The 18428-nt window shown below is 72.0% G+C and carries 15 protein-coding genes; 5 read left to right on the top strand and 10 right to left on the bottom strand.

The features are described from left to right. Positions 1–72: 72 nt before the first annotated feature. Complete coding sequence (locus AQJ27_RS23670; protein ID WP_067372203.1) at positions 73–858, top strand: SDR family oxidoreductase; 786 nt, start codon at positions 73–75, stop codon at positions 856–858. 358 nt (positions 859–1216) lie between these two features. Next, positions 1217–2791, top strand: a complete 1575-nt coding sequence (locus tag AQJ27_RS23665; RefSeq protein WP_067372193.1) for a sodium:solute symporter family protein — start codon at positions 1217–1219, stop codon at positions 2789–2791. A 250-nt stretch (positions 2792–3041) separates the two neighbouring features. Here the strand turns inward: AQJ27_RS23665 and AQJ27_RS23660 are convergent, their stop codons facing one another. From AQJ27_RS23660 to AQJ27_RS23645, 4 genes are all read right to left on the bottom strand, one after another. Then, positions 3042–4157 carry an ADP-ribosylglycohydrolase family protein gene (locus AQJ27_RS23660; RefSeq protein WP_067372187.1) on the bottom strand — a complete coding sequence of 372 codons (1116 nt, stop codon included), beginning with the start codon at positions 4155–4157 and terminating at the stop codon, positions 3042–3044. A gap of 120 nt (positions 4158–4277) precedes the next feature. Continuing rightward, complete coding sequence (locus tag AQJ27_RS23655) at positions 4278–6911, bottom strand: tetratricopeptide repeat protein (RefSeq protein ID WP_067372184.1); 2634 nt, start codon at positions 6909–6911, stop codon at positions 4278–4280. A 28-nt stretch (positions 6912–6939) separates the two neighbouring features. Next, positions 6940–7515, bottom strand: a complete 576-nt coding sequence (locus AQJ27_RS23650) for a L,D-transpeptidase (RefSeq protein WP_067372181.1) — start codon at positions 7513–7515, stop codon at positions 6940–6942. A gap of 93 nt (positions 7516–7608) precedes the next feature. Beyond that, positions 7609–10194: a bifunctional FO biosynthesis protein CofGH gene (locus AQJ27_RS23645; protein ID WP_067372178.1), complete on the bottom strand. Its 2586-nt coding sequence runs from the start codon at positions 10192–10194 to the stop codon at positions 7609–7611. 240 nt (positions 10195–10434) lie between these two features. Here AQJ27_RS23645 and AQJ27_RS23640 point away from each other — a divergent pair, with 240 nt between their 5' ends. Then, positions 10435–11970, top strand: coding sequence for a CehA/McbA family metallohydrolase (locus tag AQJ27_RS23640; RefSeq protein WP_067372166.1), 1536 nt, complete (start codon positions 10435–10437; stop codon positions 11968–11970). A 71-nt stretch (positions 11971–12041) separates the two neighbouring features. On the opposite strand, the gene AQJ27_RS23635 is transcribed toward AQJ27_RS23640, so the two are convergent. Continuing rightward, positions 12042–12647, bottom strand: a complete 606-nt coding sequence (locus AQJ27_RS23635; RefSeq protein ID WP_067372163.1) for a TetR/AcrR family transcriptional regulator — start codon at positions 12645–12647, stop codon at positions 12042–12044. Positions 12648–12771: 124 nt separating this feature from the next. Here AQJ27_RS23635 and AQJ27_RS23630 point away from each other — a divergent pair, with 124 nt between their 5' ends. Together AQJ27_RS23630 and AQJ27_RS23625 are read left to right on the top strand one after the other, a co-directional pair. Further along, a complete protein-coding gene (locus AQJ27_RS23630; protein ID WP_159064385.1) occupies positions 12772–13920 on the top strand; it encodes an ABC transporter permease in 1149 nt (382 codons plus the stop codon). Between the two features lie 221 nt (positions 13921–14141). Further along, entirely contained in the window at positions 14142–14498 is a 357-nt protein-coding gene (locus tag AQJ27_RS23625) for a winged helix-turn-helix transcriptional regulator (protein ID WP_067372158.1), read from the top strand. Here the strand turns inward: AQJ27_RS23625 and AQJ27_RS23620 are convergent. From AQJ27_RS23620 to AQJ27_RS23600, 5 genes are all read right to left on the bottom strand, one after another. Beyond that, entirely contained in the window at positions 14478–14804 is a 327-nt protein-coding gene (locus tag AQJ27_RS23620) for a hypothetical protein (RefSeq protein WP_067372155.1), read from the bottom strand. The genes AQJ27_RS23625 and AQJ27_RS23620 overlap by 21 nt on opposite strands. Before the next feature lie 82 nt (positions 14805–14886). Next, positions 14887–15657, bottom strand: coding sequence for a TetR/AcrR family transcriptional regulator (locus AQJ27_RS23615; RefSeq protein WP_235613639.1), 771 nt, complete (start codon positions 15655–15657; stop codon positions 14887–14889). 29 nt (positions 15658–15686) lie between these two features. Then, positions 15687–16628, bottom strand: coding sequence for an SDR family NAD(P)-dependent oxidoreductase (locus tag AQJ27_RS23610; protein WP_079065186.1), 942 nt, complete (start codon positions 16626–16628; stop codon positions 15687–15689). 35 nt (positions 16629–16663) lie between these two features. Next, a complete protein-coding gene (locus tag AQJ27_RS23605) occupies positions 16664–17422 on the bottom strand; it encodes an SDR family oxidoreductase (RefSeq protein ID WP_067372146.1) in 759 nt (252 codons plus the stop codon). Between the two features lie 95 nt (positions 17423–17517). Then, positions 17518–18363, bottom strand: coding sequence for an alpha/beta fold hydrolase (locus AQJ27_RS23600; RefSeq protein WP_067372142.1), 846 nt, complete (start codon positions 18361–18363; stop codon positions 17518–17520). Positions 18364–18428 lie beyond the last annotated feature (65 nt).

Here is an 18428-nt window from a genome sequence, read left to right as displayed (position 1 = left end):
CTTCCTTCCTCCGCCGGACGCCCATACTCTGACGCCCCGTCAGACAATGCGCCAGAGCTGGGGAGGCTTCCGATGTCACTGCTCGTGGGGAAGACGGTCGTCGTCTCGGGGGTCGGGGCCGGGCTCGGCCATCAGGTCGCGGCGGCCGTCGTGCGGGACGGGGGCAACGCGGTACTGGGGGCGCGCACGGAGGCCAATCTCGCCTCGTCCGCGGCCGAGCTCGACCCGGACGGCGCGCACACGGCCTACCGGGCCACGGACATCACGGACGAGAAGCAGTGCGAGGCGCTCGCGGAGCTCGCGGCGGAGCGGTTCGGGCGGATCGACGCGGTCGTGCACGTGGCGGCCTGGGACAGCTACTTCGGCGGCCTGGAGGACGCGGATTTCACCACCTGGCAGTCGGTCATCGACGTGAACCTGCTCGGCACCCTGCGGATGACCCGGGCCTGTCTGCCCGCACTGAAGGTGTGCGGCGGCTCGGTCGTCATCATCGGGACGCAGTCGTCGGTGGCCGCGCCGAGCCAGGTGCGGCAGGCGGCGTACGCGGCGTCCAAGGGCGCGCTGACGAGCGCGATGTACTCGCTGGCGAGGGAGCTGGGCCCCCATCGCGTCCGCGTGAACACCGTGCTGCCGGGGTGGATGTGGGGGCCGCCCGTCGAGGCGTACGTCCAGTTCACGGCGCACACCGAGGGCGTGCCGGAGGCGGACGTCCTGCAGCGGCTCACCGAGCGGATGGCGCTGCCCGAACTGGCCACGGACGGGGATGTGGCGGACGCCGCGGTGTTCCTGGCGTCCGACCGGGCACGGGCGATCACGGGGCAGTCGCTGCTCGTGAACGCCGGCGAACTCATGCGCTAGCGGAACCGGTGGTGGATTCGAGTCGGCTGTCCCCTCCCAGCCGTGCGGGACCCGCATCCCGTACGCCTGATCGACTTGTCGGTGTGAACCTGCCTGTGTGGTCTGACGAAGTGCCCGCTCATGGTGTGGTCCACGTCACGAGCACGACAACAGCCGTACGGGTAAAGTGGAGGCAAAATCGTTCTGCTTTCTGATCTGTGTTCATATCTGTGACCGGGAAAGGTCTTGACCGCCCCCTCCGAACGGCGGTTCAATCCCCAAAGTCCCCGCTCCCGCACGGGGGCGCCGCCCATGTACGTACTGGCGAAGTGCCGTCCGGTATCTACAGGTTCACAAGGCGGACCCCTGGAGGGGGCACATGAACGGCTTCGACTGGGCCGTCCTGGTCGCGTACTTCGGCGTCATGACCGCGATCGGTGTCTGGTCCCACAAGCGTGTGGACGACGTCAGCGACTTCTTCACCGCGGGCGGCAAGATGCCCTGGTGGCTGTCCGGCATCTCGCACCACATGTCGGGCTACAGCGCGGTGATGTTCACCGGGTACGCCGGTATCGCGTACACGTACGGCATCACCTCGTACGTCACCTGGGCGCTGCCCATCGCCATCGGCGTGCTGCTCGGCGCGAAACTGTTCGCGCCCCGGCTCAACCGGCTGCGCTCCCGGTTGCACGTGGCCTCACCGCTCGAATACCTCAAGGATCGCTACAACGTGCCGACGCAGCAGGCGCTCGCCTGGTCGGGCATCCTGCTGAAGATCGTGGACGTCGGTGCGAAGTGGGCGGCGATCGCGACCCTGCTGAGCGTCTTCACCGGGGTCACCCTCACCCAGGGCATCCTCATCACCGGTGGCATCACGGCCGTGTACTGCACGATCGGCGGTCTGTGGGCGGACGCGCTGACGGAACTGGGTCAGTTCGTGATCCAGTTGCTGGCGGGGCTCTCGATGCTGATCATCGTGCTGAACAAGATCTCCGACCAGGGTGGCCTGTCCAAGGCTCTCGACTCGCCGAAGCTGCACGGTCACGCGAACGGATTCGCGGGCCCGTATCTGACGGTGTTCTTCATCGCGTACCTGTTCATCAAGCTGTTCGAGTACAACGGCGGGATGTGGAACCAGGCCCAGCGCTACATGGCGACGGGCAGCGCCAAGCAGGCCACGAAGTCCGCCTTCCTGTCCGCCGGGCTCTGGTTCGTGTGGCCGGTGATCCTGTTCATCCCGATGTGGCTGTCGCCGCTCCTCGTCACGGCGAAGAAGCCGGACGGCTCGGACGCGTACGGTCTGATGACCGAACAGCTTCTCCCCCACGGGCTGCTGGGTCTGGTCGTGGTCGGCTTCTTCTCGCACACGATGGCCATGTGCTCGTCGGACGCGAACGCGATCGCCGCGGTGTTCACCCGGGACGTGGCCCCGGTTCTCTCCAAGGCAGCGCGTGCCTGGGACACCCGGACCGGCCTCATCGCGGGGCGGATCACGACCGTCGCCTTCCTCGGGTTCTCGATGGCGGTGGCGACGCAGGTCAACTCCCCCACCTTCAAGGACATCATCACGGTCGTCATCAAGTGGGTGGCGGGGCTCATGGGGCCGATCGCGATCCCGTTCATCCTGGGTCTGCTGCGACCGTTCCGTAAGTCCGGCCCGACGGCGGCGCTCACCAGCTGGGCCTGTGGTCTGCTCGCGTTCTTCTTCGTCAACTACAACCTGGACTTCTCCCAGCGCACCGATGTGAAGCTGGAGTACCAGGTCTCCGTCCCGATGGTCATATCCCTCGTCCTGTACATCCTCATCGGCTTCCTGAAGCCCGAGGACACGCCGGAGCGGGACGCGATCATCGAGAAGATCAACACGGATGACGACGGGGCCGCTGCCGCGGTGGTTCCGGCCCCGGCGGAAGCCGCGGACGGGGCCGGCACCGCCAGCCCGTCCGGCGTCTGAGAACCTCCGTCGGCCGGTAGTCGTACGGCTGCCGGCCGACGGGGTTCTCGAGCGGGGCCGTCATTCGGCTGCGGACCGGCGGGGGCTGGTCGCGCAGTTCCCCGCGCCCCTCGGGCGGGGCTTCGCCCCGCACCCTCCCGCCCCCACCAGGCCTCAGGGGCGCGGGGAACTGCGCGGTCTTTTGGCGGGGTCTGGGGGCGCAGCCCCCAGGGGACGGGAACGGGTAGGGGCGGCGGGGGCGAAGGACGCTTCATGCCCGGGGGTAGCGGGCCAGCCAGCCCGGGGCTGAGCCTCCTGGGCCGTGCAGGGCCGGGCCCTGGGTCATCTCCATAGCGAAGTCGTCGGCCAGGGCCAGCATCGTGGGACGGCCCTCCAGCTCGGCCAGCCAGGCGGGCGGGAGGGCCGTCTCGCCGTGCAGGGCCCCGAGCAGCCCCCCGGTGAGGGCGCCGGCCACCCCGGAGGGCCCACTCTGGTTCACCGCGAGGCACAGGCCGTGCCTGATGTCCTCCCCCACCAGCGCGCAGTACACGGCGACCGCGAGCAACCCCTCCGCCGTACCGTCCGCGGCGAGTTCCTCCACCCGCCCCGGCGTCGGCATCCCCTGCCGCACGGCCCCCAGCGCATGCTGGAGCGCGTCCGCGACGGGCTGCTGCCCCGGCCGCGCCGCAAGGATCGCGAGCGCCCGCTGCACGGCCCCGTCGAGGCTCTCGCCGCGGGCCAGCGCGTGCACGATGACGGCGTACGCGCCCGCCGCGAGGTACGCCGTGGGGTGCCCGTGCGTCTGCGCGGCGCACTCGACGGCGAGCTGCATCACGAGCTGCGGCTCCCAGCCGACGAGCAGCCCGAAGGGCGCCGAGCGTGCGGCGGCCTCGGGACCGAGCTCGCCGGGGTTCTTGGGCGCATCCAGCGTGCCCATGATGTCGTCGCCGAAGCCGATCAGGCAGGCGCGGGCCGGGTCCCGGCGGGCGTACAGCCACTCCTCGCGGGCCAGCCAGCCGTCGTCCTTGCGGCGCTCGTCGGGGCCCCAGTCGCTCTGGGTGGCCGCCCAGCGGCGGTACGCCCGGTGGAGGTCGGTGGGCGGATGCCAGGCGCCGGTGTCACGGCGCACCTGGGCGCGTATCAGACCGTCGAGGGAGAAGAGGGTCAGCTGGGTGAGATGGGTGACGGAGCCGCGCCGGCCGTGCCCGAAGGCGAGGTCGACCAGTCCCTCCGCGCCGTGGGCCTCCCGGATCCCCTCCAGGGTGAGCCCGTCGACCGGCGCCCCGAGGGCGTCCCCGACGGCCGCGCCCAGCAGGGTCCCGCGTACCCGGCTACGGAAGTCCTGCTGCTCCGCGCGGCCCCAGACGGCACCGGCTGTCGCACCCACCGAGACCTCCCCAGGCACTGTCCGTACGTCCGACAGCTCAGCACTGTAATCGACCGGGAACGGTCCGTTCAGGGCACGGATCGGTATGCGAACTGTGACCCGAGTGACCCAAGTGCTCGCTTATGAACGGCGTTCGGCCGTGTTCTCCGCGGCGATCCGCTCCCCGAGCGGGGCGAGACGGGCCCGCTCGGTGTCGGAACTCAGTTCGAGGGCTCGGTCGAGGTCCGTGCGTGCCTCCTCGAACCGTCCGAGCCCGAGCAGGGCCTGAACGCGGCAGACGAGGATCGGCACCTCGTCGGGGCGCAGGGCGCGCGCCCGGTCGAGGTCGGCCAGGGCGCGGTCGTGGGATTCGCGTTCGAGGTGGAGCTCGGCACGTTGGCGCAGCGCCCAGGGGTAGTCCGGCCGCAGGGCGAGGGCCCGGTCGAGGTCGGCGAGCGCGTCCTCGGGACGGCCCAGCGCGCCCCGGCAGGCGCCTCGGCTCGCGTACGCCGAGGCGTAGCCGTCGTCGAGGGCGAGGGCCCGGTCGTAGTCGGCGAGGGCCTGCGCCGGGCGGCCTGCGGCGCGCAGGGCGTCTCCGCGTTCGCACAGGCCCCAGATCCCGTCGGGGTACAGGCGGACCGCCTCGTCGAGGTCGGCCAGTTGGCGCCCGTACTCGCCGCGGGTCCGCCACACGCGGGCCCGGCGGATCAGCGCCCAGGGGTACTCCGGTTTGAGTTCCAGCGCGCGGTCGAGGTCCGCGAGGGCTTCGTCCGGTTGCCCCAGCAGCTGGCGGACGGCTCCCCGGGAGGCCCAGGCGAAGTGGTGGGAGGGGTCGAGCGCGATCCCGCGGTCCAGGTCTTCGAGCGCCGTGTCGTAGTGGCCGAGGATGCGGTGGTACTCGCCGCGTACGGAGACGGTCGGGGCGTGGTCCGGCTCGAGCGCGTCGGCCCGGTCCAGATCGGCGAGGCCCGCCTCGTGGTCGCCGAGGCCGCCGTGGCTGAAGCCCCTGCCGCGGTACGCCCGCGCCAGTTCCGGATCGAGCGCGAGGGCCCGGTCGAACTCCGCGAGCGCGGGCGCGTACGCGCCGGCGTGCCGCAGGGCCCGTCCCCGGGCCACCCGGGCCCGGGCCTGCCAGCGCTCCTCGAACCCGGTCCGGTTCAGCAGCAGCCCCAGCGCGGCGGCCACTCCGCCGTCCGCGAGCGCCGCCAGCAGGTCGCGCCCCCAGGTCCGTACGAGCTCCGTGTCCGTGTCCTCGCCCGCCTCGGCCAGAACCCGTGCCCAGCGTTCGGCGAAGACGACGCCGTCGACGCCGTCGCAGGCGTCCACGAAGTCCCGCAGCACGAGGGGCAGCGCGGTGCGGGGGTTCGCGCACAGCCGGTGGTAGGACTCCGCGAGCCGTAGGTCACGCCCGCCGCCGTCCGCCCACACCTCGGCCCCGTCCAGGCCGGCTTCGGCCTCCGTGCGCCAGCGCCCGAACGTCTCCGCGAGCCGGGTGTGCCGCCCCGCCCAGCCGTGCGGGGAGCGCAGCCGCTGCAGGCGCAGCATCGGGGCCCGTACGACGTCGTGGTACTGGATCCGGTGTCCGCGCTCGGTGACGAAGGGGAGTCCGCGGAGCCAGCCGAAGAGGGCGTCGGCCTCGGTCTCCGGGCAGTCCACGGCGGCGCGGAAGACGTCCGCGTCGAGTCGGCGGGGCAGGGCGCAGGCGAGGGCGGCGGCGCGGCGGACGGGGTCCTGTTCCCATTTGAGGAAGCGTTCGACGGCCGTGGCGCTCGGGTCGCCGATGTCGTCCGGGGCACCGGGCCGGGACTCGGCGAGGGTGGAGACGAGGACGGGCAGTCCGCCGGTCAGCCGCAGCACCTCCTCGACGACGGGTTCGGCCACGACTCCCTTGTCGGCGAGCAGGCCGCGTGTCTCGGCCGCCGTGAAGGGCGCCAGCGGCACGTCCGCCACGAAGTCGGCGAGGCCGCCCCAGCGGGCGGTGTCGAGGGGGCGCTGCCCCGCCGTCACGACCACGACGTTCGCGGGCAGGGCGCCGTGCCGGTCGCTCGTCATCACGTCGTGCAGCCAGCCGTCGAGCAGGGGCGCGGTCCGCTCGTACGTGTCGAAGATCAGGACGAGCCAGGGGGCTTCGGTGGCGACCCCGGCCAGCTCGTCGAGCAGCACGGGGGTGAGCACCCGCTCGGGCGACAGGACGAGTTGCGCGTCCTGTCGGCTGCGCAGGCGGGCCCCGATTCCGTCCCTCAACCGGTCGGCCCCGTGGGCGAGTTGGGCCGGGTCGACGGCACCGGCGAAGGCACCGACACCGGGTACGAGACCGAGCCCGACCAGACTCGCCCGGGCGGCGGTCAGACTCGCGGCCGACGGTGGCGACGGCTGGAGTTCAGAGGTCTGAGCTGCCGCCGCCGCTGCCGACTCGGCCTCGTGGCTCCGCTCCCGGTGGGTGGCCAGCAGGCGGTCGAGGTCCTTGAACCGGTGCCCCTGCCGGGCGAACCGCGCGCTGATCGCCGCCATCGCCTCGGGCAGGCTGCCGATGCCGTCGTCGACGTACGCCGTCAGCGCCCCGCGGGCCCGGGCGACCTGCTCCAGCTCCCGTACGAGAAAGGTCTTTCCGACGCCCGCGTTGCCGTGGACGTGGAAGAGGAAACGGTGCCGCTCGTCCTCCGGCGGGAGGTCGAGGTTCTGCCGGAACGCGGCGCGTTCGGCACCGCGGCCGACGAACCCGTGCCGTCTGCGCTGTTGGATCAGGTCCTGCATCGACGGCCGCGCACGCCCCATCCGTCCGCCCCCTCCATCGCCCTGGCCGCTACTTCGTCACGGTGACCTTCGTACCCTTGGTGCCGAAGGCCCAGACCGCGTCCCCGTCCGCGCTGTGCATCCGGATCCCGCCGGTCTTCACGCCCGCCGCGGGCTGTGGCGAGGAACCGTCCTGGGCGTTGGAGAACGCGATGTTCACGCCGGACGCGACGGTGAAGTAGACGATGTTCTCGACCTTCGTGCCGTCCGTTCCCGTGGTGGAGGGGACGGTGGTCGACACCGCGTACCGGCCGGGCGCCGGGCTCACCGTGCCCGGCCACACCGCGAAGGTGCGGCGGACGGCCTCGCCGGTGTCGACCAGCCACACGCGCCGCTGGGCGAGCGAGTAGACGATCCGCCGTCCGGTGCCCGAGCCGTCGGGCACGGCGACCGGCTCGTTCTTCTTGGCCGAGGCGGAGGGCCGCGGGCTCGCCGACGCGGAGGGTTTCGCCCCGGCGGCGTGGGCGGCGGTCGGGTGTGCCCCCTGGTCGGCCTGCGCGGCGAGAGCGGTGACGGCCACGATCGCCGCCGTGGTCAGTCCGGTGACCCAGATCCAGGAGGGAAGCCGTCGGGCGGGCACGGACACGCAACTCCTCGGATTCACCGGGCTTCTGGGCCCTCCACCGAGGGTCGGATCATCGTACTCCGACGCGCCCGGGGCCACCGCACGGTTCGGCCGTCACTCCAGGACCGGCAGCAGCTCCGGCAGGTGCCCGTCCGACGCCTCCGCCGCCCGCTGCCGCTCCTCGGAGACCTCCCCGTACAGGGTCGTCCGCGGCCTCGCCGGACGCCCGGCCGCCTCCGCGACGGCGATGAGGTCCTTGACGGACTTGTACGAGCCGTACGAGGAGCCGGCCATCCGGGAGATGGTCTCCTCCATCAGCGTGCCGCCGAGGTCGTTGGCGCCGGAGCGGAGCATCTCCGCCGCGCCCTCGGTGCCCAGCTTCACCCAGCTGGTCTGGATGTTGGGGATGTGCGGGTGGAGCAGGAGGCGGGCCATGGCCACCACCGCGCGGTTGTCGCGGGTGGTCGGGCCCGGGCGGGAGATGCCCGCCAGGTACACCGGCGCGTTGGTGTGGATGAACGGGAGCGTGACGAACTCGGTGAAACCGCCGGTCTGCTGCTGGATGCGAGAGAGCGTGCGGAAGTGGCCGAGCCAGTGGCGGGGCTGGTCCACATGCCCGTACATCATCGTGGACGAGGAGCGGATGCCGAGCTCGTGCGCGGTCGTGACGACGTCGATCCAGGTCGCCGTGGGCAGCTTGCCCTTCGTCAGGACCCAGCGGACCTCGTCGTCGAGGATCTCGGCCGCCGTGCCGGGGATGGTGTCGAGGCCCGCCTCCTTCGCGGCGGTCAGCCACTCGCGGATGGACATCCCCGTACGCGTCGCGCCGTTGACGACCTCCATCGGGGAGAAGGCGTGCACGTGCATGCCGGGGACGCGCTCCTTCACCGCCTTCGCGATGTCGAAGTAGGCGCTGCCCGGGAGGTCCGGGTGGATGCCGCCCTGCATGCAGACCTCGACGGCCCCGAGCTCCCAGGCCTGCTGGGCGCGGTCGGCCACCTGGTCCAGCGACAGCGTGTACGCGTCGGCGTCCGTGCGGCGCTGGGCGAAGGCGCAGAAACGGCAGCCGGTGTAGCAGACGTTGGTGAAGTTGATGTTCCGGGTGACGATGTACGTGACGTCGTCACCGACGGCGGACCTGCGCACGTCGTCCGCGATCCGGCAGAGGGCGTCGAGCGCCGGACCGTCCGCGTGCAGCAGCGCGAGCGCCTCGTCGTCGGTGAGCTTCGTCGGGTCGTCGGCGGCGGTCGCGAGGGCCGCCCTCACGTCGGTGTCGATGCGGGAGGGCAGCATCCCGGGCGCCGCCGCCTCCCGCAGCGCCTCCCAGTCGCCGTACACGAGGTCGAAGTCGTCCCGGCGGTCGCCGGTGCGCCCCTCCGTGTCGATGGTGCGGTGCAGATCGGTGCGCCCCGACGCCGTGAAGGCCTCCTCCGGCTCCTGCCAGGGGTGCCCCTCGACGACGGCGTCCTCGCGGGCGAGCCCCGTCTCCGGGTCGGCCAGCGCCCGTACGTGCGGCAGCAGCCGCGGGTCGAGCCAGGGCTCCCCGCGCTGCACGAACTCGGGGTACACACACAGCCGCTCGCGCAGTTCGAAGCCGACGGCGCGCGACTGCTCGGCCAGCTGCTCGATCTGCGGCCAGGGCCGCTCGGGGTTGACGTGGTCGATGGTGAGCGGCGAGACCCCGCCCCAGTCGTCGATGCCCGCGCCGATCAGCCGCCCGTACTCACTGTCCACCAGGTTCGGCGGGGCCTGGAGGCAGGCGGCCGGTCCCATGATGTGCCGGGCGACGGCCACCGTGGCGACCAGTTCGTCCAGTTCGGCGTCCGGCATCCCGCGCATCGCCGTGTCCGGCTTGGCGCGGAAGTTCTGGATGATCAGTTCCTGGATGCCGTGGTACGACCGGGCCACGCGCCGCAGCGCGAACAGCGAGTCGGCGCGCTCCTCGTACGTCTCCCCGATCCCGATCAGCAGCCCGCTGGTGAACGGGACGGACGACCGCCCCGCGTCCTCCAGGACCCGCAGCCGTACGGCGGGCTCCTTGTCCGGAGAGCCGTGGTGCGGACCGCCGGGCTCGCTCCACAGCCGCGTCGCCGTCGTCTCCAGCATCATGCCCATGCTCGGCGCGACGGGCTTGAGCCGCTGGAAGTCGGTCCAGGACATCACCCCCGGGTTGAGGTGGGGCAGCAGTCCCGTCTCCTCCAGGATCCGGATGGAGATGGCACGGACGTACGCGATCGTGTCGTCGTACCCGTGCGCGTCCAGCCACTCCCGGGCCTCGGGCCAGCGGTCCTCGGGCTTGTCGCCCAGCGTGATGAGGGCTTCCTTGCAGCCGAGTTCCGCGCCGCGCCGGGCGACGTCGAGGACCTCGTCCGGCGACATGAACATCCCGTGCCCGGCGCGGCGCAGCTTGCCCGGCACGGTGACGAAGGTGCAGTAGTGGCACTTGTCGCGGCAGAGGCGGGTGAGGGGGATGAAGACGCTCTTGGAGTACGTGATGACGCCGGGCCGGCCGGCCGCTTCCAGGCCCGCGTCCCGCACCCGGGCGGCGGACGAGGCGAGGTCGTCGAGGGCCTCGCCGCGCGCCTGGAGCAGCACCGCGGCCTCGGCCATGTCGAGGGCGACGCCGTCACGGGCGCGTTTGAGCGCGCGACGCATGGAGTTCTCGGTCGGGCCGGTTCCGGAGGTCGCGGTGGTCGTCATCCTTCGAGCATACGATCGCGGTGATCAGGCGTTACAGGGCGTGCCCGTATTCCTCCGGGGCCACAGATCGTTACAGGGTGCCACTGGCGCCCCGCGCGGGCCGGGCCCCGGCAGGCGCGCCGCCTCCCCGAAAGCTGTCGATTTCCTTCTCTTGCCCCGCAGTTCACAGCCGACTACCAGGGTTGTACGTGCCAACGTGCACCACCCATGTCACTCTCACGACACCCTGGGAGCAGCAGCATGTGCGAGGACGAGCACGGCATCGAAAGCTTCGACGGCATCGGCAGACGCGCGCTGTTCGTGACGGGGGCGGCAGCCGCCCTTACGTTGGGAAGCGTGACCTTCGCGAGCGGCTCCGACGCGACCGACCGTACCGAGACCCGTACGGTGTCCGGCACCCTGCCCACCGGTTCACCGGACTTCGTGTACCTCCCGGTGGAGGTCCCGCGCGGGGTACGGGAGATCCACGTCGCGTACACCTACGACAAGCCGTCCGTCCCGGCCGGCACCGCGGGCAACGCGCTCGACATCGGCCTCTTCGACGAGCGCGGCACGGCACTGGGCGGCGAGGGCTTCCGGGGCTGGTCGGGCGGCGCGCGCACCGAGTTCTTCGTCCGCGCGGACGACGCGACGCCGGGCTACGTCCCCGGCCGGATCCGCCCCGGCACCTGGCACATCGCGCTCGGCCCCTACACGGTGGCGCCGCAGGGCCTGCCGTACGAGATCACGATCACGCTGACGTACGGGGAGCAGGACGCCACCCCGGTCCCGGCGTACCCGCCGTCCCGTGCGAAGGGCCGGGGCCGCGCCTGGTACCGGGGTGACTGCCATCTCCACTCCTGGTACTCGGACGGCCGCCGCACCCCCGCGGAGATCGCCGCGCTGGCGCGCGCCGCGGGCCTGGACTTCATCAACACCTCGGACCACAACACGCACAGCTCGCACCCCCACTGGGCGGACCAGGCGGGGGACGACCTGCTGATCATGCTGGGCGAGGAGGTCACGACCCGCAACGGTCACGTGGTGGCCCTCGGTACGGACCCCGGCACGTTCGTCGACTGGCGCTACCGGGCCCGTGACAACCGTTTCGGCCGTTTCGCCCGCCAGATACGCCGCGCGGGCGGCCTCGTCGTCCCCGCCCACCCGCACGCCACCTGCGTCGGCTGCGGCTGGAAGTTCGGCTTCGGCGAGGCGGACGCGGTGGAGGTGTGGAACGGCCCGTACACCCCCGACGACGAGGTGACCCTCGCCGACTGGGACAACACGCTGGTGGCGGCCGTCCGTTCGGGCGACGCCGACCGCTCCTGGCTCCCGGCGATGGGCAACAGCGACGCCCATCGCGACCCCGACCCGGTCGGCACCCCGCAGACGGTCGTCCTCGCCGACGACCTGACCCGCGAGGCCATCCAGGAGGGCCTGCGCGCGGGCCGCTCGTACGTGGCGGAGTCGAAGCTGGTGTCCCTGACGTTTTCGGCAGCCGGTGCGAAGGGCCAGCACGCGGGCATCGGCGAACGTCTGCGGGTCGCCCCCGACACCCCGGTCACCGTCCGCCTGGAGGCCACCGGTGTCCCCCGCTGCACGGTCCGCTTCGTCACCGACCAGGGCGTCCTCTTCACGAGCGCCCCCTTGCCGGTCTCGGGTTCCGGGACGGTGGAGTGGAACACGACGGCGCAGTACGCGGCCTACGTACGCGCGGAGTTGCGCCACGAGACGGCGGCGGGTCCGGTACCCGGGGCGTTGGCGGCGTTCACCAACCCGATTTTCCTCGGGACATGAGTCAGCTGGTCTGACGTCCTGATGGGGCCGTCGGCCGACCGGTGCCGCTGAGCGAGAAGGGGCGGGACCGCTCAGCGCTCACCGGCCGGCTCCGGCCACAACGCCTGCACCGCTTCAGGCACCTCGGCCACAACAGCCGGGTCGAGCACGGCCAGTTGGAGGATGTAGCCCGGGAGGACGGAGAGCATCGCCGAAGCGATCGCCTCGGCCGTCACACTCGTGGGCAGGTCGCCGTGGTCCTGGTGGTCACGGACCATGATGGCCAGGTCGGCGCGCATGCGGCCCATGAGCTGGTCGAGCTTGTGAGCCACCGAGGGGTTGCGCATGGCCTCTCCCCAGACCAGAACCGCGAGCCCGGCCAGGTTCCCCTCGGCGGACTTGACCCGGATCACGTCGAGAAGTTCCGCCATGACCGCCCCCATGGACTGGCCCTGCCGGTCCGTGGCGACGGTGAGCGTGATGTCGAGGACCTCACGCATGTTCTCCTCGGCGATCGCGAGGATCATCTCGTCCTTGCTGGTGAAGTGCCGGTACACCGCTCCCGCGGACAGCCCCGCCTCCGTGAACAGGTCCTGCATGGACGCGGAGTGGAAACCGTCGCGAAGGAAACAGCGGCGTGCCGCGTCCAGGATCTGCTCGCGGCGGGCGTCCATGTACTGCTGGGTGACCTTGGGCATGGGGCCACTCTACCAAAAAAAACGAACATTCGTGTTGACGTTTACTCGGACAGCGGGCCAGACTGGGGAATTAATAGAACGATCATTTCTTTTTTTATGAGAGGGGCTGACCGTGAGGAGCCCGTTGTCAGGACACCCGGCAGGGCGGGAAGCGGCTGTCGCCGCCGTGGTGTTGCCCCTGGTGATCACCCTGGTGGTGCTGTTGTTCGCCTGGCCGGCGGGACGGATCGCGCCGCGCGATGTCCCGGTCGGAATCGTGGGCACCGGGGCGGCCAGTCAGCACGCGGTGGAGGGGCTGGTCCAGGAGAAGCCCGGCGCGTTCGACTTCCACCTCTATCCCGACCAGCAGGCCGCGAGGTCGGCGATCGAGAACCGGGACGTCTACGGCGCCCTGGCCATCTCGTCCCACGACATCACCGTGCTGAAGGCCTCTGGCGCCAGCGCCTCCGTGGCCCAGCTTCTGGGTGAGGTCGGACAGCAGCTGGCCGATCGGGCCGCCCAGCAGGGGGCCGCCGGTCCTCACCCCTCGGCCAGGATCCACGTGACGGCACTCGACGTGGTGCCCGTCGCCGCGGAGGACCCCAGGGGAGTGGTGTTCAGCTCGGCGGTCTTCCCGCTCACGATCTGCGGCATCCTGATCGGGGCGTTCGTCGCGACGGCTCGTGGCCTGCGACGCCCATGGCACCGATTGCTGACACTTCTCGTCGCGTGCGCCGCCGCGGGGCTCGGCGCCTACCTCGTGGCCCAGGGTTTCCTCGGGGCGCTGCCCCACGATCACGTGGCCACGTGGGCGGTCCTGTCGCTCGTCCTGATCTCCATCAGCGCCACCGCCGCCGGGCTGATCCGACTCCTCGGGCAGGCGGGCCTCGGGCTCAGCGCCGCGCTCATGGTCTTCGTCGGGAACCCCTTCTCCGGCGCCGCCTCCGCTCCGGAGATGCTCCCCGAGGGAGTGGACCACGTCGGCCAGTGGCTGCCCCCCGGCGCCGGAGCCAGTCTGCTTCGCGACACCGCGTACTTCGACGGCAACGGCGGCTCCGGCCACCTTGCCGTCCTCGCCCTGTGGAGCGTCTGCGGGTTCACGGCAGTGATGTTCGGCCGACTGATCACCGGGCGGGCACCCGGCGCGAAGACCGGTACTGAGACCGGTGCCAAGACCGGTGCGACGGCTTCCGGAGCGTCGGTCTCCTCCTTGCCGACGTCCGGCGCCGCATCGCCGGACCGGCGTCACGCGCACGCTCACGCGCACGCACGTCGCAACGACGATGACGACTGATGACGGCTGATGACGAACGCTTCATGCGCGACGGTGATCGCGGCCGTCCCCATGAGCTGACCTCAGGAAGGGGGCGGCCCCTTCCAGGCGGGCCGCACCGCCACCTGGGAGGCGCTGCCCGGACGCCACAGGAGCCGACTCCCGCCGTCGCCACGCGTACGACCTACGGCGCGAGGCGCGGAACCGCGATGCCTCGCGCCGTACCGGAACGGACACACACCATGACCACCTCACAGCGCCCGCAGCCGGCCGGGCCCCCTCCGGCCGCCGCTCGGGCCTTCGCCCTGCTGGGCAGACGCTGGAACGGCCTGATCCTCGCGGCCCTGGCCAAAGGCCCGGCCCCCTTCGCGCAGGTTCGCGAGCGCGTCCCCGGCATCAGCGACCGCATGCTCGCCCAGCGCCTCCAGGAACTGACCGCGGTCGGCCTCGTCGCTCGAGACGTCCGGCCCGGCCCGTCCTCGCGAACCCGTTACGCACTCTCTCCGCACGGCAACGCCTTCCTCATCCCGCTGGCCGCCTTGCTCGTGTGGGCGGAGGACCACCTTCCGGCGAGCGGCTCACTGGCCGAGGGCCAGTAGCGTCACCATGAGGACCGTCAGTACGCCCAGGCCGATTCCGCCCGCCTTCGCGCCACCCCGGGGGAGGAAGATCCCGGCGACCGTCAGCAGCGTGGTGAGCGGTACGCCGAGCCAGGCGACCAGGACGAGCGCGTTCTCGAAGTGGGGCGTGCGGACGCCGTCCTGGCAGGTGTCGCAGGCGATGGCGAGGAGCGGGCCGAAGGTGGCGACCAGGCCTCCGGTGACGAGTACCAGCATCGCGAGGGCGGTCAGGCCGGCCCAGTCGAGGGGAGTGCGCCGGGAGCCGGTGGTGTGGGTGTTCGCCATGCGGCCGACGTTACGAAGGGTGTCGACCGGCCGGCATCCGATGTCGTACTCAGGTCACCGTGAGGCCGTGCCCTGAGTACGGCTACTCCGGCGTCGTGTTGGAGAGGCGGTCCAGCCACTCCCCCAGGAGAGCGGACTCGCCCGGGGTGAAGTCCGGCCTCGGGGTCCGGCGGAGGAGGGCGGCGAGGTGGGTGGCGGTGGCGGGGAGTACTTCTTCCGCCCCCGCTTGTTCCGCTCGCGCTTCTTCCGCTCCCGCTTCCTCGTCGCCGGCGGACGTGGTCTCCGGCCCCATCACCTCCGGGATGAAGACCACCGCGTGCACCGCGTCCCGGATGCGCCGGGAGAGGGTCTCGTCCGTGAAGGTCGTCGGGCGGGAGACCAGCATCAGGGAGACGCCGACGTTGGCGGACATGATCATCTGGGCGGCGAGTTCGGGGGCCAGGCGCAGCTTGCCCTGTTCGGCCGCGCGCCGGAGGTCCGCGGTGAGGATGCGGTGGGACTCCAGGGCGGCGGCCGGTGGCGTACGCATCGCCGGGGAGTTCATCAGGCGGTACAGGTTCGGGTTGCGCAGGGCGAAGTCGGTGTGGGTGTCCCAGCCGTCGCGCAGGTCCTGGACGGGGTCCGTGCCGGGCCCGCGGTTGCGCTTGGTCGTCAGGTACTTCTCGTATCCGTGGTCGACCACCGCCGACAGCAGGCCCTCCTTGTCCCCGAAGTGGCGGTAGAGGGCCGGGGCGCCGACCCCCGCCGCCTCGCAGACCGCCCGGGTGGAGACGTCCCCGTCGGGGGAGTTCGCCACCAGCTCGGCCGCCACTTCGAGGATGCGCGCTTTCGTACTGCTCACGGACGTGCTCACGGTAGCGACGTTATCCGAGTCGTCCGAGGTCACGCCGTCCCCTTCCGCGCCACGGGGGACAGCAGGTCCGCCAGGCCGATCCGGGTCAGGAACTCGGCGCGGACACGGTCCGCGACCAGGCTGACCTCCTGCGAACCGTCGTCCGCCGGGTCGACGTGCACCCGGAAGGGCCGCTTCCCGTACGGGGTGTCCACCACGTCGACGATCGCGTCGGCGACGAGCGACACGTCCGCGTCGGGCGGGGTGAGGGCCGCCAGGCGTCCCGCGACCTGGTCCATCAGGCCCGCGTAGTGCTGCTCGTAGGCGGGGAGCACGGCCTGTTCGCAGGGGTGGCCGCCGCTCGCGAAGTGGTTCGTGCCCGAGGTGAACGCGCCCGGCACCACGATCGTCGTCTCGATGCCGAAGCGGACCAGTTCGGCGGCGTACGACACGGCGAGCGCGTCCATCGCGGCCTTGGCGGCGAAGTACGGCGCCAGGTACGGCGGGGTGCCGCCGCGCGTGGAGGTGGAGCCGACCCACAGCAGCAGACCGTGGCCCTGGGCCCGCAGGTGCGGCAGCGCGGCCCGGTTGACCCGCTGGGTGCCCAGCACGTTCGTGTCGTACACCGCGGCCAGTTCGGCGGGCGTGAAGGCCTCCGTCGGGCCGGTCACCATGTGCCCGGCGTTGTGGACGAGCACGTCCAGCCCGCCAGCCCGCGCCAGCACCGTGGCGATCGCCGCGTCCGCCGACTCCTGGGAGAGGACGTCGAGTTCGACCGTACGGAGGTCCACCGCGTGCTCGGCCGCGTACGCCTCGGCCTCCGCGACCCGGGCCGCGTTGCGCCCGCCGGTGTCCCGCATCGCGGCGTACACCGTGTGCCCGGCACGGGCGAGGGCACGGGCGGACAGCGCGCCGAAGCCGGATCCGGCCCCCGTGATGACGATCGTCTTGCGCGCGGCGGCGTCCGTGGCCGAATCCATGACTGATTCCATGACTGAACTCCTCTTGGGTCGTGGGTCGTGGTGCGTTACGCGATGCCGCCGTTGGCCCGCAGCACCTGGCCGTTGACCCAGCGGCCTGCGGGACCGGCGAGGAAGGACACCACCTCGGCGATGTCCCGGGGGGTGCCGAGGCGCTCCAGCGGCGGCTGGGCCGCCATCCGCGCGACGGTCTCCTCGTCCTTGCCCTCCAGGAAGAGGGCGGTGGCGGTCGGGCCGGGGGCCACGGCGTTGACGGTGACGTCCCGGCCGCGCAGCTCGCGCGCGACGATCAGGGTCATGGCCTCGACGGCACCCTTGGTGGCGGCGTACGCGCTGTATCCCGGGATCGCGAGCGCCAGTACGGAGCTGGAGAAGTTGATGAGCGCGCCGCCCGCGCGCAGCCGTCGCGCCGCCTGCTGGTCGACGACGAACGTGCCGCGGATGTTGGTGCGGTGCATGCGGTCCAGCGCGTCGAGGTCGAGGTCGACCAGGGGCGCGAGCGCCATGACACCGGCCGCGTGGACGACGACGTCCACCCCGCCGAACGCGGATTCGGTGGCGTCGAAGAGGGCGGCCACCTCGGTCTCGTCGGCCACGTCGGCGCGGACGGCGATCGCCTCTCCGCCCGCCTCGGTGATCGCGGCGACGGTCTTGTCGGCCTCGGCCTCGTTGCCGGCGTAGTTCACGACGACGGCGTAACCGTCGGCCGCGAGGCGCTCGGCGCTCTCCCTGCCGATTCCGCGGGATCCGCCGGTGACGACGGCCACCCGGCGGGGCGTGTGAGACGTGCTGGAGTGCTCGGTCATGACGATGCTCCTCGATGGGGCGGGGGTAGCGGTGTTCACCACCCGATGAGAGCAACGCTAACACCATTCCGGTAGCAACGCTACGGGCGCCGTGCTCAGCCCAGGAACGCCGCTACGGTCGCCACGAACCGCCCGGCGTCGTCGAGCCACGGGTAATGACCGGCACCCGGCTGCACGACGAGCCGCGCGTCGGGGAACAGCCCCGCGAACTCGGCCGTCACCCCGGGCGGGCTGTTCAGATCGAACTCCCCGGTGAGCAGCAGGACGGGAGCCCGGCAGGCGGCGAGCGCCGCGCGGGTCGCGGGCGGATCGAAGGCGCCCTCGGCCCCGAAGAAGGCCACGGCCTCCTCGTTGCCCGGCCGGGCGGCCGCATGATGCCGCCGCGCCGCGGCGTCCCAACGGCCCCAGAAGAAGGGGGCGATGGCCTCCCAGTCGCTGCCCGTCCCTGCACCGATCGCCTCCAGCGCGGCGAACGCCGCCGGGAACCACGGCTCACCCTCCCTGAGCCGCGCGAGTGCGCGCCGCGCCTCCCCCGTGACCTCGATGCCGACGGCTCGGGTACCGGGGCCGATCAGGGCGAGCCTGCCGACGCGCTCCGGATACCGGGCCGCGTACTGCGTCGCGACGTTCGCTCCGGCGGAGTGGCCGAGCAGGTCGAGCCGGGCCGGCCCGAGGTGCGCGCGCAGCGCCTCGACGTCGTCGACCAGGCGGTCGCAGCGGTAGCCGGCGGTGTCGTGCGGGAGCGCGGAGCGGCCGGTACCGCGCAGATCCAGGACGGCCAGCCGGCGGTGCCGGGAGAGGCCTCCGAGGTCGCCGAGGTAGCGGGAGTCCGTGGGGCCGCCGGGGACGCAGAGGACCGGATCGCCGCCGCCGTCTCCGCTCCCGCCTCCCATCAGGCGGTAGGCGAGGCGGGTTCCGTCAGGTGCGGTGAAGGTGGGCATGACGCGGATCATGACAGTAATAACCGGGTTATACAACCGGGTTATGGCCGCGTTGGGACACTCGG

The sequence above is a fragment of the Streptomyces olivochromogenes genome (assembly GCF_001514115.1).
Taxonomy (GTDB): Bacteria; Actinomycetota; Actinomycetes; order Streptomycetales; family Streptomycetaceae; genus Streptomyces; species Streptomyces olivochromogenes.
The sequence above is the reverse complement of the archived record's forward strand: the minus strand, read 5'-3'. Positions and strand labels throughout refer to the sequence as shown.